Annotated in this window: 18 protein-coding genes; 6 read left to right on the forward strand and 12 right to left on the reverse strand. The window is 74.2% G+C overall.

The genetic code is table 11. The annotated features are described in order from the left end of the window. Position 1: 1 nt before the first annotated feature. The 9 genes from GA0070622_RS03740 to GA0070622_RS03780 form a co-directional block, all read right to left on the reverse strand. Positions 2–1,165, reverse strand: a complete 1,164-nt coding sequence (locus GA0070622_RS03740) for an acyl-CoA dehydrogenase family protein (RefSeq protein ID WP_091568580.1) — start codon at positions 1,163–1,165, stop codon at positions 2–4. After that, the gene (locus GA0070622_RS03745; RefSeq protein ID WP_091568582.1) at positions 1,162–3,177 is read right to left on the reverse strand and encodes an ATP-binding protein; all 2,016 of its coding nucleotides are present in this window, start codon (positions 3,175–3,177) and stop codon (positions 1,162–1,164) included. The genes GA0070622_RS03740 and GA0070622_RS03745 overlap by 4 nt, the downstream gene beginning before the upstream one ends. A gap of 13 nt (positions 3,178–3,190) precedes the next feature. After that, positions 3,191–4,792 (reverse strand): acyl-CoA carboxylase subunit beta, encoded by a 1,602-nt coding sequence (locus GA0070622_RS03750; protein ID WP_091568585.1) that lies wholly within the window; start codon positions 4,790–4,792, stop codon positions 3,191–3,193. After that, positions 4,789–5,958 (reverse strand): acyl-CoA dehydrogenase family protein, encoded by a 1,170-nt coding sequence (locus GA0070622_RS03755; RefSeq protein WP_091568588.1) that lies wholly within the window; start codon positions 5,956–5,958, stop codon positions 4,789–4,791. The genes GA0070622_RS03750 and GA0070622_RS03755 overlap by 4 nt, the downstream gene beginning before the upstream one ends. After that, positions 5,955–7,631 (reverse strand): acyclic terpene utilization AtuA family protein, encoded by a 1,677-nt coding sequence (locus GA0070622_RS03760; protein ID WP_091568590.1) that lies wholly within the window; start codon positions 7,629–7,631, stop codon positions 5,955–5,957. Before GA0070622_RS03760 ends, GA0070622_RS03755 begins: the two co-directional genes overlap by 4 nt. Further along, positions 7,628–8,422 (reverse strand): TIGR03084 family metal-binding protein, encoded by a 795-nt coding sequence (locus GA0070622_RS03765; protein WP_091568593.1) that lies wholly within the window; start codon positions 8,420–8,422, stop codon positions 7,628–7,630. Before GA0070622_RS03765 ends, GA0070622_RS03760 begins: the two co-directional genes overlap by 4 nt. Before the next feature lie 32 nt (positions 8,423–8,454). Further along, the gene (locus GA0070622_RS03770; protein WP_091568595.1) at positions 8,455–9,075 is read right to left on the reverse strand and encodes a TetR/AcrR family transcriptional regulator; all 621 of its coding nucleotides are present in this window, start codon (positions 9,073–9,075) and stop codon (positions 8,455–8,457) included. A 104-nt stretch (positions 9,076–9,179) separates the two neighbouring features. After that, positions 9,180–9,923, reverse strand: coding sequence for a metallophosphoesterase family protein (locus GA0070622_RS03775; protein ID WP_091568598.1), 744 nt, complete (start codon positions 9,921–9,923; stop codon positions 9,180–9,182). A 112-nt stretch (positions 9,924–10,035) separates the two neighbouring features. Further along, positions 10,036–10,713, reverse strand: coding sequence for a Crp/Fnr family transcriptional regulator (locus GA0070622_RS03780; protein ID WP_007073398.1), 678 nt, complete (start codon positions 10,711–10,713; stop codon positions 10,036–10,038). Positions 10,714–10,932: 219 nt separating this feature from the next. Between GA0070622_RS03780 and GA0070622_RS03785 the strand changes: the two genes are divergently transcribed. The 6 genes from GA0070622_RS03785 to GA0070622_RS03810 all read left to right on the forward strand — a co-directional run bounded on the left by GA0070622_RS03785 (position 10,933) and on the right by GA0070622_RS03810 (position 16,259). After that, a complete protein-coding gene (locus GA0070622_RS03785; protein WP_091576841.1) occupies positions 10,933–11,595 on the forward strand; it encodes an adenosylcobinamide amidohydrolase in 663 nt (220 codons plus the stop codon). A gap of 70 nt (positions 11,596–11,665) precedes the next feature. Then, the gene (locus GA0070622_RS03790) at positions 11,666–12,874 is read left to right on the forward strand and encodes a CapA family protein (RefSeq protein WP_091568601.1); all 1,209 of its coding nucleotides are present in this window, start codon (positions 11,666–11,668) and stop codon (positions 12,872–12,874) included. Positions 12,875–12,933: 59 nt separating this feature from the next. Beyond that, positions 12,934–13,713, forward strand: a complete 780-nt coding sequence (gene nth, locus GA0070622_RS03795; protein WP_091568604.1) for an endonuclease III — start codon at positions 12,934–12,936, stop codon at positions 13,711–13,713. Further along, positions 13,710–14,315, forward strand: coding sequence for a TlpA family protein disulfide reductase (locus tag GA0070622_RS03800; RefSeq protein ID WP_091568607.1), 606 nt, complete (start codon positions 13,710–13,712; stop codon positions 14,313–14,315). Before nth ends, GA0070622_RS03800 begins: the two co-directional genes overlap by 4 nt. Continuing rightward, the gene (locus tag GA0070622_RS03805) at positions 14,312–15,004 is read left to right on the forward strand and encodes an NUDIX hydrolase (protein WP_091568610.1); all 693 of its coding nucleotides are present in this window, start codon (positions 14,312–14,314) and stop codon (positions 15,002–15,004) included. Before GA0070622_RS03800 ends, GA0070622_RS03805 begins: the two co-directional genes overlap by 4 nt. Positions 15,005–15,080: 76 nt before the next feature. Beyond that, a complete protein-coding gene (locus tag GA0070622_RS03810; RefSeq protein ID WP_091568612.1) occupies positions 15,081–16,259 on the forward strand; it encodes a MarP family serine protease in 1,179 nt (392 codons plus the stop codon). Between the two features lie 32 nt (positions 16,260–16,291). On the opposite strand, the gene GA0070622_RS03815 is transcribed toward GA0070622_RS03810, so the two are convergent. Genes GA0070622_RS03815 through mycP form a run of 3 tightly spaced genes read right to left on the reverse strand, consistent with a single transcriptional unit; the run spans position 16,292 to position 19,205 of the window. Next, positions 16,292–17,017: a phosphatase PAP2 family protein gene (locus GA0070622_RS03815; RefSeq protein ID WP_091568615.1), complete on the reverse strand. Its 726-nt coding sequence runs from the start codon at positions 17,015–17,017 to the stop codon at positions 16,292–16,294. Positions 17,018–17,047: 30 nt separating this feature from the next. After that, positions 17,048–17,842 (reverse strand): phosphatase PAP2 family protein, encoded by a 795-nt coding sequence (locus tag GA0070622_RS03820; RefSeq protein WP_091568617.1) that lies wholly within the window; start codon positions 17,840–17,842, stop codon positions 17,048–17,050. A gap of 43 nt (positions 17,843–17,885) precedes the next feature. Then, the gene (gene mycP / locus GA0070622_RS03825) at positions 17,886–19,205 is read right to left on the reverse strand and encodes a type VII secretion-associated serine protease mycosin (protein ID WP_176710412.1); all 1,320 of its coding nucleotides are present in this window, start codon (positions 19,203–19,205) and stop codon (positions 17,886–17,888) included. Between the last annotated feature and the right edge of the window lie 49 nt (positions 19,206–19,254).

The raw sequence follows: 19,254 nt of genomic DNA on the forward strand, positions 1-19,254 counted from the left end.
GTCAGTAGGACTTGTCCTGGCCGAGGACGTGCTGGGCGACGAAGTTGAGGATCATCTCGCGGCTGACCGGGGCGATCCGGCCGGCCCGTACCGCGCCGAGCAGCGTCGCCACGCCGTACTCGGTGGTCATGCCGGCGCCGCCGAGCGCCTGGACGGCGGTGTCGACGGCGAGCGCGGCGGCCTCGCCGGCCGCGTACTTGGCCATGTTGCCGGAGACGCCCGCCTCCAGGTCGCGACCGGCGTCGTAGAGCGTGGCCGCCTTGTAGATCATCAGCCGGGCCAGCTCGACCTGCACGGCCGCGTGGGCGAGCGGGTGCGCGACGCCCTGGTGCGAGCCGATCGACCGGCCGCCCCACACCTTGCGGGTGGTGGTGTAGTCGGACGCCTTCTCGATCGCGTACCGGCCGGTGCCGGCGCCCATCGCGGCGACCGTGATCCGCTCCGGGTTGAGCCCGGCGAACAGCGCCGGCAGCCCGGCGTCGAGCGACTCGCCGACCAGCGCGTCGGCGGGCAGTCGGACGTCGTCCAGGTAGAGCAGGAACTGGTTCTCCGGGGACAGGATCTCCATGTCCAGCTTGGACTTCTCCAGGCCCGGAGCATCGGTGGGCACGATGAACAACGCCGGCTTCAACCTGCCGCTCGCGGCGTCCTCGGTGCGGGCCACCACGAGCACGTGCCCGGCCTCGTCGACGCCGGAGATGTAGACCTTGCGGCCGGAGATCAGCCAGTCGTCGCCGTCGCGCCGGGCGACGGTGCCGAGCCGGTGGAAGTTCGAGCCCGCGTCCGGCTCGGTGATCGCGAAGACGATCTTCTGGGAGCCGTCCGCGAGGCCGGGGAGGTGCTTCTTGCGCTGCTCCTCCGTACCGTGCTTGTTGATCACCGTGGCGGCGATGGCGGGGGAGACCACGAGCAGCAGCAGCGGGCAGCCCGCCGCGGCCAGTTCCTCGCACACGAGCGTCAGGTCGGTGATGCCGCCGCCCCCGCCGCCGTACTCGGTGGGGATGTTCACGCCCAGGTAGCCCAACCGGCCGGCCTCGTGCCACAGCTCGGTGGTGTGCTCTCCCGCCTTCGCCTTTCCGACGAAGTAGGAGTGGCCGTACTTGCGGCCCAGCTCCCGTACGGCGTCGCGGAGCTGGTCCTGCTCGGGGGTGAGGTCGAAGTTCACTGCGGGTCCTCCTCGGGGTCCACCACGGCCAGTACGGCACCCGTCTCGACCTGGCCGCCGGCCGGCACCGGCAGCTCCGCCACCACGCCGTCGGCGGGGGCGAGCACGGGATGTTCGAGCTTCATCGCTTCCAGCGTCAGCAGCAGGTCACCGGCGGCGACCCGCTGGCCGACCTCGACGTGCACCCGGGTCACCGCGCCGGGCAGCGGCGCGAGCAGCGACCCGGCCGCCAGCTCCGCGGCGGGCCGGGGCAGCCGGGGCAGCTCGGTGAGGCTCGCCGCCCCGTCCGGGCCGTCCACGAAGACCGACGACCCCACCCGGTGTACGCGGAACGCGCGCCGCACCCCGTCGACGTCGAGCACCACCCGATCCGGCGCGGCGCTCACCAGCTCCACCTGCGCCGGCTCCGGCTCGCGCTCGGTGTTAACAGGGGGCCCTTGCTCTACCCCAGGCGTTAGGAGGGGGCCCCTCCTAACGCCCCACTCGGCGAGCGTGCCGGTGCGGGTGAGGCGGTAGGTGATCTCGATGTCGTGGAACCGGGTGACCTGCGGTACGGCCGGCACGTTGCGCCACCCCGACGGCAGGCCGGCCAGCACCGGCGCGGCGGCCCGGCGCGCGGCGGCGCCGGCCAGCGCGGCGGCCAGCGCGGCCAGCGGGAGCTGCGCGGCCGGCAGCAGCGGCGCGAAGACCTCGGGATGCCGCTCCAGGAAGCCGGTGTCCACGTCGGCGGCGGCGAACTCTTCGCTGCGCAGCACGCGGACCAGCAGGTCCCGGTTGGTGGCGACGCCGTGCACCTCGGCCCGGGCCAGCGCGCCGGCCAGGGCGCGGGCCGCCTCGGCGCGGGTGGGCCCCCAGGCGACCAGCTTGGCCAGCATCGAGTCGTAGTGCACGCTCACCGTCGAGCCGTCCACCACGCCGGAGTCCAGGCGCAGCCCGCGGGTCGGCCCGAACTCGGCCCCGACCCCGGGGACCGCGAACCGGTGCAGGGTGCCGGTGGCCGGGCGGAAGCCCTGGGCCGGGTCCTCCGCGCAGAGCCGTACCTCGATGGCGTGGCCGTCCGGGGCCGGCGTGGTGGTGATCGGCAGCGGCTCGCCCTCGGCGACCAGCAGTTGCAGGCGGACCAGGTCCAGGCCGGTGGTCAGCTCGGTGACCGGATGCTCCACCTGGAGGCGGGTGTTCATCTCCAGGAAGTGGACCTGGCCGTCCGGCGCCAGCAGGAACTCCACCGTGCCGGCGCCCACGTAGTCGACCGCCCGGCCGGCCGCCACCGCCGCCTCGTGCAGCCGTTCGCGCACCTCGTCCGGAAGCACGCCGGGCGCCTCCTCGACGATCTTCTGGTGGCGGCGCTGGATCGAGCAGTCGCGCACCCCGAGCGCCACCACCGTGCCGTGGCTGTCACCGAAGATCTGCACCTCGACGTGGCGACCCCGCTCGACGTACCGCTCGATGAAGACCGTGCCGTCGCCGAACGCCGCCGCCGCCTCGCGGCGCGCGCCCGCGACGGCCTCGGCGAGCCCGGCCGCGTCGCGGACGATCCGCATGCCCCGGCCGCCGCCGCCCGCGCTGGCCTTGACCAGCACCGGGAAGTCGGTGACCTGCCCGGGGTCGGTCCAGGTGGGCAGCATCGGCACGCCGGCGTCGGCGAGCAGCGCCTTGGCGGCCATCTTGTCGCCCATCGCGGCGATCGCCTTGGCCGGCGGTCCGACCCAGGTCAGGCCGGCGTCGGTGACGGCCGCGGCGAACTCCGCGTTCTCGGCGAGGAAGCCGTAGCCGGGGTGCACGGCGTCCGCGCCGGCCCGCCGGGCCGCGTCCAGGATCAGGTCGATGCGCAGGTACGTCTCGGCCGGCGTGTTCCCCGGCAGCCGCACCGCCTGGTCGGCCTCGGCGACGAACGGCGCGTCGGCGTCCGCGTCGGAGTGCACGGCGACCGTCGCCACGCCGAGCGCCCGGCAGGTGGCGAGGACCCGGCGGGCGATCTCCCCCCGGTTCGCCACGAGAAGGGTGGTGATCAAGGCTCTCTCCCCCTCACATCCGGAAGACGCCGAAACCGTCGGCGCCCTTCACCGGTCCGTTGTGGATCGCCGACAGGCAGAGCCCGAGGACGGTACGGGTGTCCCGGGGGTCGATCACCCCGTCGTCGTAGAGCCGGCCGGAGAGGAACAGCGCCCCGGACTGCGACTCGATCTGCTGCTCGACCATCATCCGCATGGCGGTGTCGGTGTCCTCGTCGTACTCGCGGCCCCGGGCGGCGGCGGCCTGCCGGGCCACGATCGACAGCACGCCGGCGAGCTGCGCCGGTCCCATCACCGCCGACTTCGCGTTCGGCCAGGTGAACAGGAACCTCGGCTCGTACGCCCGGCCGCACATGCCGTAGTTGCCGGCGCCGTAGGAGGCGCCCAGGTTGACCGTCAGGTGCGGCACCGTGGAGTTCGACACCGCGTTGATCATCAGGGCACCGTGCTTGATGATGCCGCGCTGCTCGTACTCGGTGCCGACCATGTAGCCGGTGGTGTTCTGAAGGAAGACCAGCGGAGTGTCGGCCGCGTTGGCGAGCTGGATGAACTGGGCCGCCTTCTGCGCCTCGGCGCTGAACAGCACGCCCCGGGCGTTCGCCAGCACGCCGACCGGCCAGCCGTGCAGCTCACCCCAGCCGGTGACCAGCGCGGTGCCGTAGCCGGGCTTGAACTCGTCGAACGCGCTGTCATCGAGCACCCGGGCCAGCACCTCGCGCGGGTCGAACGGCACCTTCAGGTCGGCGCTGGCGATGCCGAGCAGCTCCTCCGGGTCGTACCGGGGTGGCAGCGGGTGGGGGTTGCGCGGCGGCGGGCCATGCTTGCGCCAGTTGAGCCGGCGGACGCACTGCCGGGCCAGGCGGATGCCGTCCCGCTCGTCCTCGGCGAGGAAGTCGGCCAGGCCGGAGGTGGTGGCGTGCATCGTCGCGCCACCGAGCGACTCGTCGTCGGTGACCTCGCCGGTGGCCATCTTCACCAGCGGCGGCCCGGCCAGGTAGACCTGCGACCGGTCCCGGATCATGATGGTGAAGTCCGACATGCCCGGCACGTACGCCCCGCCGGCGGTCGCGTTGCCGAACACCACGCTGACCGTGGGGATCTTCGCCGCGGAGAGCCGGGTCAGGTCGCGGAACACCCGCCCGCCGGGAATGAAGATCTCCGCCTGGGTGGGCAGGTCGGCGCCGGCGGACTCGACCAGGTTCACCATCGGCAGCCGGTTGGCCAGCGCGATCTCGCCTGCCCGCCGCGTCTTCGCCAGCGACCACGGGTTGATCGCGCCGCCGCGTACGGTCGGGTCGTTCGCCACGATCAGGCACTCCACGCCCTCGACCACGCCGATGCCGGTCACGGTGCTGGCGCCCACCGGGAAGTCGGTGCCGTACGCGGCCACCGGCGACAGCTCCAGGAACGGGCTGTCCGGGTCGAGCAGCAGCTCGATCCGCTCCCGGGGGAGCAGCTTGCCGCGCCCGTGGTGGCGGGTCACGTACTTCTCGCCGCCACCGGCCCGGGCCTGGTCGAGCGCGGTCTCCAGCTCGGCGAGGCGTTCCCGCAGCGCCTCGCGGTTGGCGGTGAAGGCCGGCGCGGATGTGTCGATCGTGCTCTGCAGGACAGTCACAGGCCCATGCCCTTCGCGATGATCTCGTTCATGATCTCGGTGGTGCCGCCGCCGATGCCGAGGATGCGGGCGTCCCGGTAGTGCCGCTCCACCTCGGCGTCGCGCAGGTAGCCGAAGCCGCCGTGCAGTTGCAGCGCGGCGTCGACCACGTGGTCGCAGGCGGCCACCGCCACGTTCTTCGCCATCGCCACCTCGGTCACCACCGGTTGTCCCGCGGCCACCCGCTCGGCCACCTCGTGCACGTACGCGCGGGCCGCCTCGGCGCGGGTGTGCATCTCGGCCAGCCGGTGCCGGACGAGCTGCCGACCGGCGAGCGGGCGGCCGAACGTGGAGCGGTCCCGGCACCACCGCACGGCCAGGTCGACGCAGCGTTGCGCGGTCGCGTACGCCTGGGTGGCCAGCGAGAGCCGCTCGGTGGCGAACTGCTGCATGATGGCGAGGAAGCCGGTGTCCTCCGGGCCGATCCGGTTCGCCACCGGCACCCGCACGTCGACGAAGGACAGTTCGGCGGTGTCCGAGCAGTGCCAGCCGAGCTTCTCCAGCCGCCGACCCACGGTGAACCCGGGGGAGTCCCTGTCGATCACGAGCAGGCTCAGTGAGCCCGACCCGGGGAAGTCGGTGCAGACCGCGGTGGTCACGAAGTCCGCCCTGATCCCGCTGGTGATGTAGGTCTTCGCGCCGTTCACCACGTAGTGGTCGCCGTCCCGGACCGCGCAGGTGCGGATGCCGGCGACGTCCGACCCGCCGTCCGGCTCGGTGATCGCCAGCGCGCCGATCATGGTCCCGGCCAGGGTGGGCCGCACGTACCTCTCGATGAGATGCTGCGGACCGCCGGCGCCTGAGCCGGCTGTGTCGCCGCAGGCGGCGACGATGTGCGGGAGCGCGATGCCGTGGGTGAACAGCGCGGCGATCAGCCCGGACGAACCGCCCGAGCGGATGATCTCCTCGGTGACCACGATCGAGTCGAGCAGGTCGCCGCCGCTGCCGCCGACCGACTCGGGGAAGCCGATGCCCAGCAGCCCGATCTTCGCGGCGGTCTCGTGCAGCGACCGGGGCACCTCGCCGGCCCGCTCCCACCCGGCCAGGTGAGGCAGCACCTCGCGGGTGACGAAGGAGCGGGTCAGCTCGCGCAGCTGGCGGCGCTCGGGGGTGTCCACGATGGTCATGCCGACACCTCCGCCGGCAGGTCGACCACCCGGGAGCGCAGCAGCTCGCCGAGCGCCTTGGCCTGCGGGTCGAACCGGGTGGAGGCGGCCACGCCCTGGCCGAGCAGCCCTCGGATCACGAAGTTGACCGCGCGCAGGTTCGGTAGCTCGTACCGCTCGACGGTCAGCGGCGCGGTCTCCGGCAACAGCTCGGCCAGCCGCTCCACGGTGAGCCAGTCGCGCAGCCAGGCCCAGGTCGTGTCCGTGCGGGCCCAGACGCCGAGGTTGGCGTCGCCACCCTTGTCCCCCGACCGCGCCCCCACCAGCTCACCCAGCGGCCCCCGCCGGCTGGCGTGCAAGGAAGGGCCCCTTGTTAACGCCTCGTGTTGTACAGGGGCCCCCTGCAAACCGTTCGTCACGGTCGGCGGCGGGACCGGCACGCGCGCGCCGGAGGGAAGCACCGCGACGTGCTCCACCGCGTCCTGCGCGATGCTGTCGGCGGTGAACACCCCGTACGGGGTGGCGTCGCCGGGCAGCGTGGTCAGCGTGCAGCCCGGATAGGAGGCCAGCGCCAGTTCCACCGCCGCCGCCGAGAACGCCCGCCCGGCCCGCGACCTGTCGCCGTCGCGCAGGTGGACGTGCAGCAGCGCGCTCGCCGCCTCGGTGTCGCCGACGTCCGGGTGGTCGGTGCGGGCCAGCGTGAACTCCAGCCCCTCGGTGCCGACCGACTCCTCGATCTGGCTGCGGACCAGGGCCGCCTTGGCCGGCACGTCCAGCCCGCACAGGACGAACGTCATCGAGTTGCGGAAACCGCCGAGGTTGTTGACGCCCACCTTCAGCGTGTCCGGCGGCGGCGTGCCGCGCACCCCGGTGACGCGTACCCGGTCCGGGCCCTCCTGGTCCAGCCGCACCGTGTCCAACCGGGTCACCACATCCGGCCCGAGGTAGTCCGGCCCGCCCACCTCGTAGAGCAGCTGCGCGGTGACCGTCTCGACGGTCACCGCGCCACCGGTGCCCGGGTGCTTGGTGAGCACCGACGAGCCGTCTGGGTGCAGCTCGGCGATGGGGAAGCCGGGGCGGCGCCCGCCGTCCAGCAGCTCGGTGAAGAAACTGAAGTTGCCGCCGGTGACCTGCGCCCCGCACTCGATCAGGTGCCCGGCCACGGTCGCCCCGGCCAGCGCGTCGAGGTCGTCCCGGCCCCACCCGAAGCGGGCGATGGCCGGCCCGACCGCCAGCGAGGCGTCGGTGACCCGCCCGGTCACCACCACGTCCGCGCCCGCGTCGAGGCAGGCCGCGATCCCGAACGCGCCCAGGTACGCGTTCGCGGTCAGCGCGTCCGGCCGCTGGATCGCGTCGCCCTCGACGTAGCCGACCCGCACCTGGAGGCCGAGCCGGTCGCCGAGCGACCGGATCGCGTCGGCCAGCCCCGCCGGGTTGAGGCCGCCCGCGTTGGTGACCAGCGTGACGCCGCGCTCCAGCGCGGCGCCGAGCACGCCCTCCGCCTGGCGCAGGAACGTCTTGGCGTAGCCGAGCGACGGGTCGCGCATCCGGTCCCGGCCGAGGATCAACATGGTCAGCTCGGCCAGGTAGTCGCCGGTCAGCACGTCCAGCTCGCCGCCGTCGAGCATCTCGCGCCAGGCGTCGAACCGGTCGCCGTAGAACCCGGACGCGTTCCCGACCCGCAGCACGCTCATGAGGGCACTCCGTCGGCGGGCTCCCGCTTGTCGCCGGGCGGGCCGGCGAAGGCCTGGGCCACGTCCAGCCACTCGTCGGCCACCGGCCCGGTCGCCATCAGGGCCAGGTCGGCGCGGTGCCGGCGCTGGGTGACCAGCAGGCAGAAGTCGAGCGCCGGCCCGGTCACCCGGTCGGCCGCGTCCGCCGGCCCGAAGACCCACGGCTCACCGCCCGCGGGCGGGGTCAGCTCGACCCGCACCGGCGCCGTGGGCACCGCGCGGCCGTGGGCCGCGAAGCCGTGCCCGAGAGTACGGAAGCCGAGGTGCGCGACGTGTCGCAGCCGCGCGGTCGGGGTACGCCGGACGCCCAGCGCGTCGGCCACGTCCTCGCCGTGCGCCCACGTCTCCATGAGCCGGGCGGTGGCCATCGAGGCGGGTGACATGCTCGTGCCGTACCAGGGCATCTTCTGCCCGGGCGGGACGGCGGCGAGCGTGCCGGCGAGCGCCGAGCGGCCGGCACGCCAGCGGGCCAGCAGCGCCGGTGGCGGGGCGAGGAAGGACTCGGCGCCGTCCTCGACCAGGCGGGACGGGTCCGGCGCGGAGGTGACCGAGGCGAAGAACGCCGACTCGTCGGTGGCGGCCAGGTGAGCCACGTGGTCGGTCCAGGCGAGGTGCGCGACCTGATGGGCGACGGTCCAGCCGGGGGCCGGTGTCGGCCGTTCCCACCCCGCCGGCGGCAGGTCCGCGACGAGCGCGTCGAGCTGCTCGGACTCGGCGGCCAGATCCGCGAGCAGTGCATTCAGGTCGACCATGGTGCCTCCGGGCGGGACGGGCCGTCAGGGGATCAGTGCCGCTCGCCCTCCGCGGTGAGCAGCGCGGCGAGCTGGCGCTTCCAGGCGTGCAGCAGGGTGGTGCGGCGGGTCGAGTCGTCGCTGAGCAGGTTGGCCACGCCGAGGCCGCGGAGCAGGTCGAGCGTGGTCTGGACCGATTCGCGGACGCCGGGGCGGCGCTCGTCCACGCCGAGCAGCTCGACGGTGAGCCGGTGCATCTCGCGGCCGATCCGGGCCTCCAGCGGGACCAGCGCGTCGCGCAGCTCGGCGTCGGTGCGGGCGGCCACCCACAGCTCCAGCGCGGCGACGAAGAGCGGGCCGGTGAAGGCGGCGGCGAGCAGGTCGACCACCCCGTCGAGCCGGCGCGGGCCGGCCGGCAGGGCCTCCGCCTCGGTGCGCAGCTCGACCGCCCGACGCTCGGTCAGGTGGGCGACGGCGGCGGTGACCAGCGCCGCCTTGGTCGGGTAGTGGTGCAGCTGGGCGCCCCGGGAGACGCCGGCGCGGGCCGCCACCACCGTCGTGGTGGTGCCGGACCAGCCGTGCTCCACCAGGCACTCGACGGTCGCCTCCAGCAGTCGGGCCTGGGTGGCGCGGCTGCGGTCCTGCTGAGGGACGCGGGTCGATGCGGCGGGCACGGGGACAGCCTGCCGCCCTCAAAACAAACAGTCAAGCCTGACTTTTTTGAAAGGAAGGGCCCCCTGTTAACGCCTCCGGTAGAGGAAGGGCCCCTTGTTAACGGTCAGCGGCCGTCGCGCGGCCCGAAGACGGCGAGGGCGTCGGCGTCGGAGTGGCGGGAGCGGACGTACTCGTCGGCCCACGCCACCGCGTCGGGGAAGGTGGATCCGGCGGCGATCCGGGCGCATGCGGCGTCCACGTCGAAGGACGTCCGGCGCAGCTGCACGCCGGGGCCGAGCAGGGCCCACCAGGCGCCCGCGCCCCCGTACGGCATCCCGACGCTGCCCGGGTTGACCACCAGGCGGCGGTCGACCAGCCGCGCGAACGGCATGTGGGTGTGCCCGCAGACCACGGTGGTGACCTCGGCGGGGAGGCCGGCGAAGACCTCGGCCCAGCGGTCGAGGCGGGAGTCGACCAGCACCATCTCCTCGTCGTCCCGGGGCGTGGCGTGGCAGAACAGCACCTCACCCAGGCCGGCGACGGGCAGCGTGACGTGCGGCGGCAGCGCGGCCAGCCGGGCCACCTGGTCGTCGCGGAGCTGGGCGGCGGCCCAGTTGGAGACGTCGTACGGGGCTGGACGGCCGGCATGGGCCGCCACCAGGTCGCGTTCACCGTTGCCGCCCACCCAGCACGCCCGGTCACCGAGCGCGGCGAGCCGATCCAGCACCTCGACCGGCTGCGGGCCGTCGGCGATGTCGCCGGTGAGCACGATCAGGTCGGCGGTGGCCACGTCCGGCTCGGCCAGGACGGCCTCCAGCGCCGGCAGCACGCCGTGGATGTCGGAGAGGACGGCGACACGTTCACGCATCGCCCCAGCCTGGCCGCCGCCCGTCGGGCCGTCCAGGAATTCTGCGCCGGGCAGAGACGGCGCCGGCCCGGACCGCGCGAGGCGGGCCGGGCCGGGAAAGCCGGTGCGGAGGTCAGACGCGCGCGCGGCGGGCCAGGCGCTCCGGGTCGAGGATGATGATGCTCTTGCCGTCCAGGCGCAGCCAGCCGCGCGAGGCGAAGTCGGCGAGCGCCTTGTTGACGGTCTCCCGGGAGGCGCCGACGAGCTGGGCGATCTCCTCCTGGGTGAGGTCGTGTGTCACCCGCAGCACGCCGCCGTCGCGGGTGCCGAAACGGCCGGCCATCTGGAGCAGGTTCTTGGCGACCCGGCCGGGCACGTCGGTGAAGATCAGGTCGGCCAGCGAGTCGTTGGTCCGGCGCAGCCGGCGGGCCAGCACGCGCAGCAACTGCTCGGCGATCTCGGGCCGGTTGTTGAGCCAGGGGCGCAGGGCCTGCTTACGCAGCCGCACCAGCCGGGTGTCGGTGACCGCCGTGGCCGTCGCCGTACGCGGGCCCGGGTCGAAGAGCGACAGCTCGCCCACCATGTCCGACGGGCCCATCACGGCGATCAGGTTCTGCCGGCCGTCCGCGGCGCGGCGGCCCACCTTGATCTTGCCGGACAGAAGGATGTAGAGACTGTCGCCGGGCTCGCCCTCGTTGAAGACGACCTCGCCCTTGCGGACCTCGATCGTCTCCATCTCCTTGGCGAGCGCCTCGGCAGCCTCCGGGTCCACACCCTGGAAGATCCCGCTGCGGGCCAGTACCTCGTCCATCGCGCACCTCCGCCTGCGCGTGCCGTCCGTCGGCCGGGTCCGCCGTCCGCTGATCCCTCGCGCGCCGCCAGTCTAGGCGCACATGAGCAGGAATCAGAGGTGCACCCCTGGAATCTTGATCGTTGGGCGTAACCTGCCCGACCTGGTGAGCGGCTAAGATCCCGCCTCCGGCCCGGGCCGGCGCCACCCGTTCCCACCTGCGATCGTAGGGTGACCGGCGTGCTCTGTGCGCCGATCCTGACCACCCGGTCCGAAACCGGCTGGGACATCCCGCTCCTGGTCTGGCGGTCCGAGGCGCCGCTGCTGGCGGTCGGCTCCGCCCCGCTGGGCGGGGGGATCGGCGTCCGCCGGTGGGTGGTGAACGCGACCGTGCCGATGTCGTACGACCGGGACGACCCCGCCGCCCACCTGGCCGAGATGGCCCGCGACCTCGACCTGGACGGGCCCGGCGTCGGGCTGCTCACCGGGGTGGACGTGACCGAGGTGGTGCACCGCGCGGACGGCGGCGTCCGGGTCTGGGCCACCGTCGGCCTGGGCACCCCGGTGTGGGCCGCCGCGCCCGCGCCCGCGCCGCCCGTCCAGCGCGTCGGCACGGTCAACATCGTCGTGCACGTGCCGGCCCGGCTCGGCGAGGCCGCCCTGGTCAACGCGGTGGCCACGGCCACCGAGGCGAAGGCGCAGGCGATCTGGGAGCTGGGCCTGCCGGCCACCGGCACCCCCACCGACGCGGTCACCGTTCTCTGCCCCGCCGACGGCGACCCGGCCCCGTACGGCGGGCCCCGCTCGACCTGGGGCGCCCCGCTGGCCCGGGCCGTGCACGCCGCCGTCCGGGCGGGCGGCGCCGGCACCGTGGTGCCCTGGTCCGACCGGCGGGCGGTCTGACGTGCCACGACGGGTAATCCGACCGATCGGCCCTCGTCGGAGCGATCCCGGGACGGTAGCGTCGCCGACGATGTACGCTTCCGCCCGCTCTGCGCCCTGGTCCCGCCGCGCCGCCGCTCCCGGCCCGCCTCCCGCCGTCCCCGGTCGACGCCTCGCCGGGCTCGCCACGCTCGTCGCCGTCCTCCTGGTCGCCGGCTGCTCGACCTCCGGCGGGGACGACCCGCGCTGGCAGACCGGGCAGGGCGGGGGGACCCCCGGCTCGGCCGCTCCCGCGACGGCCGAGCAGCCCGCCGCGGGCGGCGCGGCCGACCGGGCGATCTCGCTGACCGCCACCGGCGACGTGATCATGGGTAACGCGCCGAACCGGCTGCCCCCCAACGGCGGCAAGGGCTTCTTCGACGACGTGAAGTCGGCGCTCAAGGGCGACCTGGTGATGGGCAACCTGGAGGAGCCGCTCACCGACGACACGGGCGCCGGCAAGTGCGGCCCGAACCCGAAGAACTGCTATCAGTTCCGGGCACCCCCCGGCTATGCGGCGCACCTGCGCTCGGCCGGTTTCCAGCTGCTCAACCAGGCCAACAACCACGGCAACGACTACGGCCAGCAGGGCTACGAGAACACCCAGTCGGCGCTGGAGGCGCACGGGCTCAAGCACACCGGGGCACCGGGCGAGATCACCGTGGTCGACGTCAAGGGCGTCAAGGTGGCCGTGGTGGGCTTCTCGTCGTACCCCTGGTCGAACAGCCTGATCGACATCGACGCCGCCAAGCAGGTGATCGAGTTGGCCAAGGAGCAGGCCCAGCTCGTGGTGGTCCAGGTGCACATGGGCGCCGAGGGCGCCGACCGCACCCGGGTGAAGCCGGGCACCGAGATGTACGTCGGCGAGAACCGCGGCGACCCGATGCGCTTCTCCCGCGCGGTCATCGACGCCGGCGCCGACCTGGTGATCGGGCACGGGCCGCACGTGCTGCGGGGCATGGAGTTCTACAAGGGCCGGCTGATCGCCTACAGCCTGGGCAACTTCGCCGGCGGCGGGAAGTCGCTGAACAGCGCCGGTCGGCTCGGCTGGGGCGGCGTGCTCAAGGTGTCGCTCACCGCCGAGGGCCGCTTCGTCGGCGGCACCTTCACCTCGACCGCGATGAACGGCGTCGGCAAGCCGTCGGTCGACCGGCAGGACCGTGGCCTCGGCCTGGTCCGCGAGGTGACCGCGGCCGACTTCCCGGACACCGGCGCGAAGCTCGACCCGAGCGGCAAGATCAGCGCGCCGGCGGGTGGCTGAGCGCACGCCGCCCGCGTGGACCCGCCGGAGCGTCGGCCCCGCGACGTAGGCTGGCCGGCGTGACCACGCGCTCTCCCGAGACCGACCTCGGTCGTACGCGTCGCGCCCGCCGGATCGGTCGGGTGCTGACCGAGACCCACCCCGACGCGCACTGTGAACTCGACCACTCCAACGCGCTGGAGCTGGCCGTCGCCACGATCCTCTCCGCCCAGTGCACCGACAAGAAGGTCAACGAGGTCACGCCGAAGCTGTTCGCCCGCTACCGCACGGCCGCCGACTACGCCGGGGCGGACCGGGGCGAGCTGGAGGAGCTGATCCGGCCCACCGGGTTCTACCGCAACAAGACCAGCTCCCTGATCAACCTGGGCCGCGCGCTCTGCGAGCGCTACGACGGCGAGGTGCCGGGCAAGCTGGTCGACCTGGTGACGCTGCCCGGGATCGGGCGCAAGACCGCGAACGTGATCCTCGGCAACGCCTTCGACGTCCCCGGCATCACCGTCGACACCCACTTCCAGCGGCTGGTGCAGCGGTGGCAGCTGACCACCGAGACCGACCCGGTCAAGATCGAGCATGCGATCGGCGCGCTCTACCCGAAGCGCGACTGGACGATGCTGTCGCACCGGATCATCTTCCACGGCCGCCGGGTCTGCCACGCCCGCAAGCCCGCCTGCGGCGCGTGCACGCTGGCGAAGCTCTGCCCCGCGTACGGCACCGGGCCGACCGAGCCGGCGGCCGCGGCCAAGCTGTTGAAGGGCCCCCGCGCGCGGGACCTGGCGGTCGCCGTCGGCCTCGACCCCGACCTGGTGCCGCAGCAGGCGGCCGCGGCGGACGTGCCGTGACGCGCCGGCTCGCCTACCTGCTCGTCCCGCTGCTGCTCGCGGCGGCGGGCTGCACCGCCACGGCCGAGGAGCCGGCCGGCCCGGCGCCGGCCACCCGGGCCGAGCGTCCGTCGCCGTTCGCCGACTGCGCCCCGCTGACCGTCGCGCCCGCGTCGGCCGCCCCGGCACCGACCGGCGCCGCCGGCGTCGCGCTGCCCGACCTGACCCTCAACTGCTTCACCGGCGGCGCGCCGGTGCGGGTGCGGGACGTCAAGGGCCCGGCGGTGATCAACGTGTGGGCGTCCTGGTGTGCCCCGTGCCGCAAGGAGCTGCCCGCCTTCCAACGGCTCAGCGAGCGGGCCGACGGGCGGTTCCAGGTCATCGGCGTGAACAGCCGGGACAGCCGCGGTGGCGCGCAGTCCATCGGCGAGGACTTCGGCGTCGGCTTCCCCATGCTCGTCGACCAGGGCGACGCGTTCCAGCGCGCGCTCGAACGCAACGCCTTCCCGCTGACCGTCCTGGTCGACGCCGACGGCCGGATCCGGCACGTCGACGCGACCGGCGCGTTGGACGACGACCGGCTCGCGAAGCTGGTCCGCACCCATCTCGGGGTGACGGTGTGACCCGCAGGCCGCCCGCGTGGATCGACCCGCTGCTGGGCCGGCTGGGCACCGCCCGGGCGGAGGACTTCACCCGGATCGTCACCCCGGACAGCGGGGGTCGGGAGAGCGCCGTGCTGGTGCTGCTCGGCGAGGAACCCGACGCCGGGCCGGACGTGCTGGTCCTCCAGCGCGCCGCGACGCTGCGCAACCACGCCGGGCAGCCCGCCTTCCCCGGCGGCGCCGCCGACCCGGAGGACGCCGACGCCCGCGCCACCGCGCTGCGCGAGGCGAACGAGGAGGTCGGCCTCGACCCGGGGAGCGTCACCGTGCTGGCCGAGCTGCCCCGGCTCTGGATCCCGGTCAGCGACTTCGTGGTCACCCCGGTGCTCGCCTGGTGGCACGAGCCGCACCCGGTGCACCCGCGCGAGCCGGCCGAGGTCGCGCACGTCGCCCGGCTCCCGGTCGCCGAGCTGGTCGACCCCGACAACCGCATGCGGGTACGCCATCCCAGCGGCTGGATCGGCCCCGCCTTCTCGGTGCGCGGCATGCTGGTCTGGGGCTTCACCGCCGGTGTGATCGACACGTTGTTGCAGATGGGCGGTTGGGCCCGGCCGTGGCCGCGCAGCCGGGTGGTGGAGTTGCCGCCGGTGGGCGCCACCCCCGCCCCGTCGGCCGGCACCGACGCGGCGGACGAGACGCGGGTGCGCTGATCACCCGGGCGCACCCTCAGGTCACGTTCAGCGAGCGCTGAGCCTCCCGTGGGCCCGGTGCCCGTACCCTTGGGGCGTGTCCGCCGTGGATCTCGTCCTGCTCCTGCTCATGCTCGTGTTCGCGATCAGCGGATACCGCCAGGGCTTCGTCATCGGGGCCCTGTCGTTCTCCGGGTTCTTCCTGGGCGCGCTGCTCGGCCTCCAGATCGGCCCGCTGATCGCCCAGCAGTTCGCGGCGAGCGGCACCCGGGTGCTGATCTCCCTGGTGGCGATCTTCGGGCTCGCCGTGCTGGGGCAGGCGCTGGCCGGCTGGCTCGGCTCCAACCTGCGCGCGGCCATCACCGGGCCGGCCGGGAAGAAGATCGACGACGTCGGCGGCGCGTTCATCTCCGTCATCGCGGTCATGCTGGTGGCCTGGCTCGTCGCGGTGCCGCTGGGCTCCTCCTCGGTGCCCTGGCTGGCCGCCTCGGTCAAGAACAGCGCGCTGCTCACCGTCGTCGACCGGGTGCTGCCCGACCAGGCGCAGGAACTGTCCACGGCGCTGCGCGACACGGTCGACACCAACGGCTTCCCCGACGTGTTCAACGGGCTGGACCGCACCACCGCCCGGCAGGTGTCCCCACCCGACCCGGCGCTGGCCAACTCGCAGGTGGTGCAGAACAGCAAGCGGGCCGTGGTCAAGGTGCTCGGCTCCGCGCCGAGCTGCTCGCGCCGGATCGAGGGCTCCGGCTTCGTCTACGCCGACGACCGGGTGATGACCAACGCGCACGTGGTGGCCGGCACCCGCTCGGTGGCGGTGGAGCTGCGCGGCGAGCGGTACGACGGCGAGGTGGTCGTCTACGACCCGAACCGCGACCTGGCCGTCCTCTACGTGCCCGGCCTGCCCGGGCCGTCGCTGCGCTTCGCCGCCGGCGAGGCGGGCAGCGGGGCGGACGCGATCGTGCTCGGCTTCCCGCTCGACGGCCCGTACGACGCCCGCCCGGCCCGGGTCCGCGACGTCGACCGGATCACCGGGCCGGACATCTACTCCGCCGGTGACGTGACCCGGGAGATCTACACCATCCGGGCGCTGGTGCGCAGTGGCAACTCCGGCGGACCGCTGGTCTCGTCGAACGGGTTGGTGCTCGGGGTGATCTTCGCGGCGGCCGCGGACGATCCGAACACCGGTTTCGCGGTGACCGCGGCCGAGGCGCGGTCGGTGGCGTTGGCGGGCGCGGAGCGTACCCGGGGAGTGGGCACCGGCGACTGCACCTGAGCGGGGCCGACGGCGGCCGGGCGGCGCGGGGTTCAGCCGCCGGCCGGCGCGCCGGCCGGGGCCACGTCGTCGCCCGACCGATTGAGCGGCAGTTTCGCGCGCCCCCAGGTCAGCGTGCGGTCGAGCACCGCGCGCGCCATGATCGCCACGCAGGTCCCGCCGTTGAGGAACGAGGCCACCACGTCGCTGGGGTGGTGCATGCCCCGGTACATCCGGGTCAGCGCCACCCCGACCGGCACCAGCACCAGCAGCGCCCACCAGGTGACCTTGGCCGGGGTGCTGCGCGCCCGCAGCGCCAGCAGCACCGCGAGGCCGACGTAGAGCGCGGTCGCGGCGGACGTGTGCCCGGACGGGAAGCTGGACGTCGGCGGGGACGCGTCCATGTGCTCGACGGCCGGGCGGTTCCGGTCGATGACCATGGTGGTGAAGAGGAAGATCAACGCCTGGGCGCTCACCGCCGCGCAGAGGAAGAGCGGCTCCCGCCAACGGTGCAGCACCAACCGCAGCACCAGCGCGGCCAGCACCGTCACCACGACGATCATCTGGGTGCTGGCCAACGTGCTGAAGACCAGCGACACGTCGTTCCAGCCCCCCGTCCGGTCGGCCGCCAGCTCGCGGTTGACCGCGTCCTCCACGGTGAACGGCCAGGTGTGCGCGAGGACCCGGGTGACCAGAAGTCCGAGCCCCACCATGAGAGCGAACAGCAGCGCCAGCGGCAGCAGGACCCGCCGGGTGACCCGGACCACGACATCGGACATGGGCCGCCATCTACCCAGATCCGCGCCGGACTACGCCCGTGGGTCGTCCGGCCCCGGTTCGGCCAGCTCCGGCTCGATCCCCTCGCGCAGCGGACGCGTGGTCCGCCGGCCGGTCGAGGTGCGCCACGTCGCGAAGCCGGCCGCCGTGGCGGCCACCACGGCCACCCCGAGCACCCAGCCGCCCACCACGTCGCTGGTCCAGTGCACGCCCAACGCGATCCGGCTCAGCCCGGTGACCACCATGACCAGCGCGGCGCCCGTCCACAGCGCGACCCGACCGGCCCGGCTGTCCCGGGCGAACGGCAGGAACACCAGCAGCAACACCCCGGCCGCCAGCGCCGCGTTCAACGCGTGACCGGACGGGAAGGAGTAGCCCGCCGCGCGCGCCACCGGGTCCAGCAGCTCCGGCCGGTCCCGCCCGACCAGCAGCTTCAGCAACGCGCCGAGCAGCCCACCGACCAGCATGGTGGCGACCACCCACACGGCCAGCCGGGGCGCGCCGCGACGCAGCAGCCAGACCACCACCACCGCGGCGGCCACCCGCAACGGCCCCGGCCCCAGCGCGTGGGTCCACACGGTCATCACGTGGACCCAGGCCGGATGGTCCACCGCGTAGCCGTGGAACGTGTCGGTGACCGACGCGTCCAGTCGGAGCAGCGGCGGCCAGGCGCCCAGCACCAGCAGCGCGAGCAGGGCGAACGGCACGAGCACCAGGAAGGCCGCGGTGGCGGCCAGGGTGAGCCGGAGACCCAGCGAGTGGTCGGGGTCGAGGCGACGGGCCCGCCAGGACCGCTCCCGCGTGGACGTCGGACCGGTGGTGTTCATGCGCCGTTCACTACCCAGGGCACGGCCCGATCAGACCGGCCGCTCAGCGACGGGTCTGCCGGAACCGGCGCACCATCAGCGCGGTGCCGGTGACCAGGGCGACGAACAACGCCAGCCCGGTCCACAACCGCTCCGGCGCGGAGTCGTCGGCCTGCCCGGCCGGGCGGGCCGACCACCCGGACTTCTGCGTTGGGCCGAGCGGATCACCGCCCTGCCCCGCGCCCGCCGCCCGGCTGTCCCGGCCCTCGCCGGGTGCCGGCCCGAAGCCCACCACCCCCGGGGAGGCGTTGTCGTCGAGCGGGTTGCGCCCCACCGGCGACACGTCGGCGGTGAGCGCGGCCACCGGATCCACCATGCCGAAGCCGAACCGGTCGTCCCGTCCGGTCGGGCCGAGATCCCGGGCGGTGCTGATCAGCCGGTTCACCACGTCCCCGGCCGGCATCCGCGGATAGCGGGCCCGGACCAGGGCAGCCGTCGCGGCGACCAGCGGCGCGGCGAAGCTCGTCCCCTGCACCCGCCAGTAGCCGCCCTGCTGCCGCGCGCCGTAGAGGGCGGTGGCCGGGGCGCTGAGGATGGTCTCGCGGCCGGTGACCGAGCCGGACCAGAGGTTCTCGCTGTTGCGGTCCAGCCCGGTCACCGCCAGCACGCCCGGCTCCCGGGCCGGGTACCAGACCTTGGTGCTGGTCGACGTGGCCAGGTTGCCGGTGCAGGCGACCACCACCACGTCGCGCGCGAACGCGTAGTCGAGCGCCGCGGCCAGGGCCGGGCTGTCACCGCCGCCGCCGAGCGACAGGTTGATCACGCGGGCGCCGTTGTCCACCGCCCACCGCACGGCCTTCGCGATGATCAGCGCGTCGTCGTACCGGTTCTCGGCGTCCAGCACGCGGACCGGGAGGATCCGGGCATCCGGCGCCAGCCCCACCACGCCCCGGTCGTCGTCGGCCCGCCCGGCGATCAGCCCGGCCACCGTGGTGCCGTGCCCGACCGGGTCCGGCCCGCCCGCGCCGTCCGGGTCGACCAGGTCGAGGCCGGGCAGCACCTGCCCGGCCAGGTCCGGATGCGAACCATCCACACCGGAGTCGATCACCGCGACCACCACGCCGCGACCGGTCGAGGTGCGCCAGGCGGTCTTCGCCCGCAACTCCGCCAACTGCCACTGCTCGTCGCGGACCTGGTCGGTGCGGACCACCGCGTCGGGGGCCCGGGCCGGCAGCGGACGGGCGACGGGGGCAGCCGCTGTCGCGTGCGCCGGTGGCGCGAGCGGGCCGCCCGCGACGGCCAGCGCCGACACCGCGGCGAGCAGCACCCGTGCGGTGAGACGCCGGGATGGCACGCCGGGAGCTCCCTGCCGTTCCCTGGTCACATTCCCCAGCCATTCCGTCGCGTCCGACACATGCTGCTCGGAGATTACC

The organism is Micromonospora sediminicola (assembly GCF_900089585.1).
Lineage (GTDB): Bacteria > Actinomycetota > Actinomycetes > Mycobacteriales > Micromonosporaceae > Micromonospora > Micromonospora sediminicola.